Here is a 5,839-nt window from a genome sequence, read left to right as displayed (position 1 = left end):
CCTCTGCTCTTTCTTCTTCTTTAAGAGCTTTTTGTAAGTTTTTCTTTTCTTCTAAGTCTAGGAAATCTTTGGCTGGCATAAGTAGGATTTTTCTCAAGTTACTATTTCTATTTTAGGTGGTTTAAGTGCGTTTTAGCTTATATTTTAAGGTCTGTTCTCTTATTGTCGTCTCTATTCCCTCTAAAGTTTGAATTTTTTCAGCCTCAGCTTCCTGATGAAGAATCTTGGCTATCGCTTGAATATGTTGGTTAAGTTCTTGTTGTTGCTCTGGAGTCATTTTTGTCTTTTCCCTACTCTTTTCTCTATCCCATACCCAATTGATGCTTTTGTCAAGTAGTTTATTTGTTCTTCAGCTTTGACTTGCTCCCTGTCAAAACTATCACACAACTGTTAACAGAAGCTAATTTATCGTTAGAGAAAGTCTATCGTATTGGTCGTATTGCTCCCTTAGCGAAGACGATGATTATTCTCGCTCGTCGGGGTCAATAAATCATACTAAATCCTATTTAAAAGGTATAGGAGAGGTGGGAGCAGGGAATTTGAGCATTTGTACTAAAATTCCCAATACGCAGTTTAAATACAGTACAGCTTAGTCAAACTTGGGAACAATCCAAGCTGCTACAATAGCCAATAAAACAACAATTTCTAAGACCTTATATAAGTTAAGGGATTGTAGCCACTGCCAAGTATTGGCTAGACGCAAACCTAACCCCCATTGACGTAATTGAGATAACCATAATTTCGGGCTATCTTGTTCACGAAAATGCCATTTAAGGATAGATAATAACAGGGGAACCCCTCCCACTTTAGCAGTCATGAGCAGGTGCAGGATCAGACATACTGCCATAATTAACCAACTGAGCAAATGGGCATAATACCAAAAGTGATTCAATTCCCCTTCCGGTAGCCATTTGGAATCCATCATCCGACCACTATACAAGGCAAAAGTTAGGGCAAAAAGAGTCAAAGTATTGACTAAACGATGGAGACTATACCACCAAATCGGCTTACCAAATTGGGTTAATTTGTTAAGAGAATCACTTTGAATTAATCTTTTGTTGCCGCGACGAAAAGCATAGATAGCAAAAACGGGAAAGATAATCAGAGTATAGAGGCCAAAAGTGCCATGAATACTTTCAATTTCTTGATATTCTGGTAAGGGCAGTTTTAACCAACGACCGTCAAAAGTATCATAGGTCCAATAGGCCGTAACCATGGCGGCAATGAGGGCAATTCCCGTGAATCCGTGCAGAATTCGCAGTAAAAGAGGTTGATAAGGTTGATTAGTTTTCATGAACTCGATCGATACAATGGGGTATGTAAACTTGCCCAGATACTATGTTAACTAATCCTTGGCTCGTCGCTGTTCTTCTCAATACCGTCCTCCTCGGAATCGCCTGGATTGCCCCAAAAAAGCTCTTAACTCGGATGGGTTATCTCCATGCTTGGGTTTTAGGGGTGATTGTCTGGGGAAGCTTGGGATGGCGCGGTTATCTAATTGTTTTATTCTATTTCCTCGTCGGGTCTACTGTCACCCGCATCGGTTTAGCGCGCAAGGAAGCGGAGGGAATTGCCGAAAAAAGAGCGGGGGTGCGCGGTCCTGAAAATGTCTGGGGTTCCGCTTTAGCGGGGGCAATTTGCGCTATCCTAAGTCTTTTTGCCGCTTCTCCCTGGGATTACCTCTTAATACTCGCTTATGTGGCTAGTTTTAGCACCAAATTAGCCGATACTACTGCCAGTGAGGTGGGCAAAGCTTATGGTAAAACCACTTATCTGATTACTAATTTTAAATCCGTCCCCCGGGGAACAGAAGGTGCTGTTAGTTTAGAAGGAACGATCGCTGGTTTGTTGGCAGCCACGGCTATTTCCCTGTTAGCATGGGCTATCGGTGCGATCGATCTTCTTGGTGTGTTATGGTGCGTAATTGCGGCATTTATCGCCACCAATATCGAAAGTCTCATCGGTGCTACTCTACAAACTCGCTTTCTGTGGTTAACTAATGAATTGGTCAATGTGATCAATACGGTTATCGGTGCGATCGTAGCTATCCTGTTAAGCTTGCTCTGGTCTTTCAGCTAAAATTAAGTGACTAAAAAAATTTTTCAGAGAATATCTATGCTAAAGTGGCGTTTTTGTGCATTGTCCCTGCTGTTACTGCTAATTACTGCCTGTGGGACGGAAAATCAACCGAATTCTAGTTCTAACACTGCAAATAGTCCCAGTGCTGACCGCTTGCAAACGGTGAAAAATCGCGGTAAGTTAATTTGTGGCATTAACGGAGAAGTGCCTGGGTTTAGCTTTGTTAATGAAAAAGGCGAATATTCGGGCTTAGATGTGCAAATTTGCCGAGCTATTGCGGCTGCTCTCTTTGATGATCCCTCCAAAGTCGAATATCGTAAACTTAGCCCCCAAGAGAGATTTACTGCCGTACAGACGGGAGAAGTGGATATCCTCAGTCGCAACACCACCTGGACGATTAACCGGGATACCGCTCTGGGGATGGAGTTTATCACCCCGGTTTTCTATGATGGTCAGGGAATCATGGCCACGAAAGCCAGTAATGTTAAGAAATTAGAAGATTTGAGCGGAAAGTCAATTTGTGTGCTATCGGGAACCACCACAGAACAAAATCTGGCCGATGCCATGGCAAAAGCGGCAGTGCAAGGTTATAAACCGATCGTTTCCGATGATGTGGAGGCTTTATATACAGCTTATCAGGCGGGGCGTTGTCAGGCTGTCACTTCCGATCGCTCCCAATTGGTGGCCCGGCGCTCGGTTTTTCCCCGACCGCAGGATCATCAATTATTAGAAGTGGTAATATCTAAGGAACCCTTGGCCCCGGCCGTGGCCGATGGTGATCCCGCTTGGTCGAATGCCGTCCGCTCGATCGTTTTTAGTTTAATTCAAGGGGAAGAATTTGGGATTAACTCCCAAAATATTGCCACTTTTGCCGACAGCAAAGACCCCAGTATTCGGCGCTTTTTGGGTATCGATGAGAAGTTAGGTGAAGATATGGGTTTACCCAATGATTTTGCCCAAAGAGTCTTAAAACAGGTGGGTAATTACGGGGAAATTTATGATCGGGAAATCGGTAAACCCCTGCAACTCGATCGAGGTTTAAATAATCTTTGGACAAAGGGGGGTTTATTGTATTCTCCTCCTTTTCGTTAATTTTAAAATTGTGTTTCCTGACGGGGAATATAGACTCCTAAGGCCGCTGGAATAACTCGAAACATGGCGGGAGTAGTGCTAGTAATTTCGCCATCGGTGTTAATACTATGGGGTTTACGAGTCTGAATTTGAATTTCTTTCCCCTTAAGAGTTCTCACCCAAGATAATAAACCCTGTTGTCCTCGCGGTAATGTCCATAAAAGCGGGAAAATTTGCCACCAGTGTTCAATTTCTAGGCTATATAAATCTAATCTTTGATCGTCGATTTGGGCATCATGAGCGATCGGCATTCCTCCCCCATAATAACGACCATTTCCGATCGCTATTTGTAGGGTTTTAACTTTGATATTTTGGCCATCAATACCGATCATAGCGGTAAAAGGACGAGTTTTACTTAATAACTGTAGGGCTGTCCAAGCGTAGGCCAAAATCCCCAAACGTCGCTTTAAACCCTTGTTCAGTTTTTGGGTAATTTTCACACTTAATCCTAAACTAGCCACGTTGAAAAAGTATTTATTATTTACCCAACCTAGATCGATATATTTTAAATTACCTTCCGCAATAATTCGACAGGCTTCGGCAATAGAATTCGGTATCCCTAAAGTCCGGGCCAAATCATTAGCCGTTCCCAAAGGTATAATGCCTAGGGGCAGTTGAGTTTCTACCAACACATCCACCATAGCATTAAGAGTCCCATCGCCACCACCGACGATAACTAAATCAATATTAGAGCGATATTTTTCCATCAAAAAAGGTATATCTTCTACCTTTTTCAAAGGGACGCTGATAATTTCAAAATCCCAATGATTGAGCAGATCAACAGTTTGAGCAAAGTTTTCTTTACCCTTGCGCGAGTGACGATTGATTAGTAGTAAAGCTCTTTTAGTCATAGGTAAGTTTCTCAGAGTGCCGGGATAAAGGTTATGTAATTAGGAGTTGCTGAATAAATGTGAAATATAGACGAGGTAAGGGTTTTAGTGGCTGGTTTTGCGAAACAGGTGCAAGTCCTGTAGGGGCGAAGCATTCGGGCATAAACTATCGCTGAAACCGTAGATTTTCTATCCGAATGCTTCGCCCTTACTTTTTCAGTAAGTCCTATGTATAATAGCAAATTCAGACCCTTAAAGGCCATGAACCGAAGATAATGGCAGACAATTACTTGATTTTACTGATAACGGGCGTTTTTTCGGGCTTATTAGCGGGTTTATTCGGTATTGGGGGTGGCACTATCTCCGTGGCGATCCTGTTAAATTTGGGCTACAGTTACGGAGAATCGGTGGCTACCAGCAGTTTAGCGATCGTTTTCACTTCCCTAGGGGGTACGATCCAAAATTGGCGATTAGGTTCCCTCAAATGGCAGCGAGTTCTCCTCTTAGGTTTACCCGGGATTTTTACGGCATTTATCGGGGTCTATCTGGTCAAATCTAGCCCCAAACACCTCCTAGAAGCGGCTTTTGGTTGTTTTTTACTACTCAATATCTATTTAACCAATCTCAAGCAAAATTTAAGCCAAAAAGAGCCAGTTTCTGCCCTTAGATTGCATCCTAATCTAGCCTGTCTGCTAACCGGAGGAATCGCTGGATTTTTAGCCGGTATTTTCGGAATTGGCGGTGGGGCGATCATGGTGCCACTACAAATGATTTTTTTGGCAGAAAAGATCAAAATCGCCATTGTCACCAGTTTAGGTGTGGTTTTACTCAATTCGATCGCCGCCTGTTTCGCTCATGCCCAAGCCGGTCATATTCTTTATCTACAAGGGATTATTTTAGGTATCGGTGGTTCACTAGGTGTACAAGTAACCACTCGTTTTTTACCGAAATTACCGGATCGATTGGTGCGGATTACTTTTTATATTTTTCTGCTACTGATGGCCATTTATTTCTTCATCCGCGCTTGCTCTTAGACCGCATCAACGGACTCGTTAAATCTCAACTTTCTAACCCTTCCAGTCTCTCCCTGATGGGCTTTTTCCGTATTCATCAATAAAAAACGGAGAATACTTGACAAATTCGGGGGGGTAGAATGGCGGAGATTATTGCTTTTAATCGCTCATCTATGGGGTATAAATCTTAACTTTTCCCAGTATTAGCCATAACATTAGCTTGAATCAATCAAATCAAACAGGATTTAGTATAACAGGACATCCTAGACATGAGGACATAAGGAGATTATGTCCCTTTTTGTATAGCTTTAACCTGTTCAACCTCTAACTCTAACGCGGATGCGACTTGCTCAACACTTAACCCTAAGGCTAACAAACGGGGGACCGCCTCTAATGCTTTGTTTAGTCTGCCTTGCTCAATGCCTTCCTCACGACCTTGCTCAATGCCTTCCTCGCGACCTTCCTGACGACCTTCCTGACGCGCTTCCTCGCGCACATCTTGAAAATACTGAGTTTGTTTTAATTCATCTAAACTAAACATAGTTTCTATCTCCCGACGATTGAGAAGCGGTAACTTATAAACGAGAATCGTCTCTATTAATTGTAAGAGTTCTTGCGGTTTTTGGTCGGGGGTTAATTCTTCTCTCACTCTTTGGATTAATTTTCGGGTGCTATCAATCGCTTTTGCTTTAGATAGGGTGATTAATTGGACTGTAGCTAAACCAATCGAAGTTTGAGGAATGTTTTCTAATTCATTCAGATAAATCCGTCTCACTCGCTCGGAGT

At 42.6% G+C, this 5,839-nt stretch carries 7 protein-coding genes and 1 pseudogene; 4 read left to right on the top strand and 4 right to left on the bottom strand.

The genetic code is table 11. The annotated features are described in order from the left end of the window. Positions 1–139: 139 nt before the first annotated feature. Positions 140–277 (bottom strand): annotated as a pseudogene (locus O9295_RS04455) (ISKra4 family transposase); the annotation flags it as partial. 83 nt (positions 278–360) lie between these two features. Here O9295_RS04455 and O9295_RS04450 point away from each other — a divergent pair. Further along, positions 361–489 carry a hypothetical protein gene (locus O9295_RS04450; protein ID WP_288032007.1) on the top strand — a complete coding sequence of 43 codons (129 nt, stop codon included), beginning with the start codon at positions 361–363 and terminating at the stop codon, positions 487–489. A 100-nt stretch (positions 490–589) separates the two neighbouring features. Here O9295_RS04450 and O9295_RS04445 read toward each other — a convergent pair whose 3' ends face one another. Next, positions 590–1,294 carry a cytochrome b/b6 domain-containing protein gene (locus tag O9295_RS04445; protein WP_288032005.1) on the bottom strand — a complete coding sequence of 235 codons (705 nt, stop codon included), beginning with the start codon at positions 1,292–1,294 and terminating at the stop codon, positions 590–592. Between the two features lie 44 nt (positions 1,295–1,338). Between O9295_RS04445 and O9295_RS04440 the strand changes: the two genes are divergently transcribed. Beyond that, complete coding sequence (locus O9295_RS04440) at positions 1,339–2,079, top strand: TIGR00297 family protein (protein ID WP_002762834.1); 741 nt, start codon at positions 1,339–1,341, stop codon at positions 2,077–2,079. A gap of 36 nt (positions 2,080–2,115) precedes the next feature. Beyond that, positions 2,116–3,171 (top strand): amino acid ABC transporter substrate-binding protein, encoded by a 1,056-nt coding sequence (locus tag O9295_RS04435; RefSeq protein ID WP_002796409.1) that lies wholly within the window; start codon positions 2,116–2,118, stop codon positions 3,169–3,171. A gap of 2 nt (positions 3,172–3,173) precedes the next feature. Here O9295_RS04435 and O9295_RS04430 read toward each other — a convergent pair whose 3' ends face one another. Continuing rightward, positions 3,174–4,061: a lipid kinase gene (locus O9295_RS04430; protein WP_287970049.1), complete on the bottom strand. Its 888-nt coding sequence runs from the start codon at positions 4,059–4,061 to the stop codon at positions 3,174–3,176. A 254-nt stretch (positions 4,062–4,315) separates the two neighbouring features. On the opposite strand from O9295_RS04430, the gene O9295_RS04425 reads away from it, so the two are divergent. Beyond that, positions 4,316–5,074, top strand: a complete 759-nt coding sequence (locus tag O9295_RS04425; RefSeq protein WP_061432451.1) for a sulfite exporter TauE/SafE family protein — start codon at positions 4,316–4,318, stop codon at positions 5,072–5,074. A 265-nt stretch (positions 5,075–5,339) separates the two neighbouring features. Here O9295_RS04425 and O9295_RS04420 read toward each other — a convergent pair. Beyond that, positions 5,340–5,839, bottom strand: a 500-nt coding sequence (locus O9295_RS04420) for an Rpn family recombination-promoting nuclease/putative transposase (protein WP_288032004.1), incomplete at its 5' end; no start/stop codon positions are given.

This window comes from Microcystis sp. LE18-22.4A (assembly GCF_027531105.1).
Lineage (GTDB): Bacteria > Cyanobacteriota > Cyanobacteriia > Cyanobacteriales > Microcystaceae > Microcystis > Microcystis aeruginosa.
The sequence above is the reverse complement of the archived record's forward strand: the minus strand, read 5'-3'. Positions and strand labels throughout refer to the sequence as shown.

Bases quoted from the DNA above. Each gene is read 5' to 3' on its own strand.
- O9295_RS04445 (WP_288032005.1), bottom strand. From the start codon at position 1,294: ATGAAAACTAATCAACCTTATCAACCTCTTTTACTGCGAATTCTGCAC.
- O9295_RS04440 (WP_002762834.1), top strand. From the start codon at position 1,339: ATGTTAACTAATCCTTGGCTCGTCGCTGTTCTTCTCAATACCGTCCTC.
- O9295_RS04435 (WP_002796409.1), top strand. From the start codon at position 2,116: ATGCTAAAGTGGCGTTTTTGTGCATTGTCCCTGCTGTTACTGCTAATT.
- O9295_RS04430 (WP_287970049.1), bottom strand. From the start codon at position 4,061: ATGACTAAAAGAGCTTTACTACTAATCAATCGTCACTCGCGCAAGGGT.
- O9295_RS04425 (WP_061432451.1), top strand. From the start codon at position 4,316: ATGGCAGACAATTACTTGATTTTACTGATAACGGGCGTTTTTTCGGGC.